The following is a 903-nucleotide window of genomic DNA, read 5'->3' as shown; positions in this document are numbered from 1 at the left end:
GTACGGCGGTTTATGGAGACCGCATCACCATTCCCCGGCAATGCCCACGGAATGGCAAAGGTGTAGCAGACATAGGATCAGTTATTTAGCTTCTCATGTTTGCAGTCATCACAGGCTACTCGCAGAAATCCATGCTCAAGTCGACCACACTTAAAAACTCTTCAAACTCTTTGATCACATGGTATGGCAATGCCTTTCCCTGAGATTGCATCATCTCGGCGAAGGCAGGGTAATGTTTCTCAACAAGTTGATAGAGCAATGTTTTCTCTGGACGATGGCGTTGATAGGTGCGTTGCTCTGCAGCTAACATCAGCATCCTTGCTAATGTAAAAGTCTGTAGTGTGCCTTGTTGGGCTGGTAAGTAAACTGACCAAAGTGACAGAAATTGGCGGTAGATCGTGGTTATCTGCCCTCCATTCAGATCCACCTTGATGTCCTACTCTCGGGCAGATATCAGATAATCTTCGGTGGACGAAACCGCGGGATGTTACCCCTGTGGTTTGGCTATGGGGATTTCGATGGTGGATATGAGTCTGCTGTAGAGGATGATCGCCAAGATCACGTGTTTCCAGTGGTGTTTTGTTTCTATTGGCATCTGATTTTCACGTTTTTATTCAGCTCGGTTGTCTCATTCTGTTCATTATCATGGGGTTTATAGCGTTTCAGGTTGCATATTCCGGCCTGATCTGAACAGCGATTCCGGAAACACTTGAGCACCTATTCTGGAATTATTTGAACATTGATTCCGGATTTATTTAGTACAGTTTTGGGCTGATTTCCGGAATGGCTGTTCAAGTAAATCGGAATACGCAAATATCAACGATGTCTTTGGGTAAGCCTTCCTGCCTTAATTGTAATTCGGTGGAGATGTTCGCCGGGTATCGGTAACTGTGTGCACCTTCA

At 45.5% G+C, this 903-nt stretch carries 1 pseudogene; it reads right to left on the bottom strand.

What is annotated here, in order from left to right:
• Positions 1–86: 86 nt before the first annotated feature.
• A pseudogene (locus tag ACXAG2_RS20845) lies at positions 87–310 on the bottom strand (transposase zinc-binding domain-containing protein); the annotation flags it as partial.
• Positions 311–903: the final 593 nt, after the last annotated feature.

This window comes from Alteromonas sp. ABH4_456, assembly GCF_056160645.1.
The sequence above is the reverse complement of the archived record's forward strand: the minus strand, read 5'-3'. Positions and strand labels throughout refer to the sequence as shown.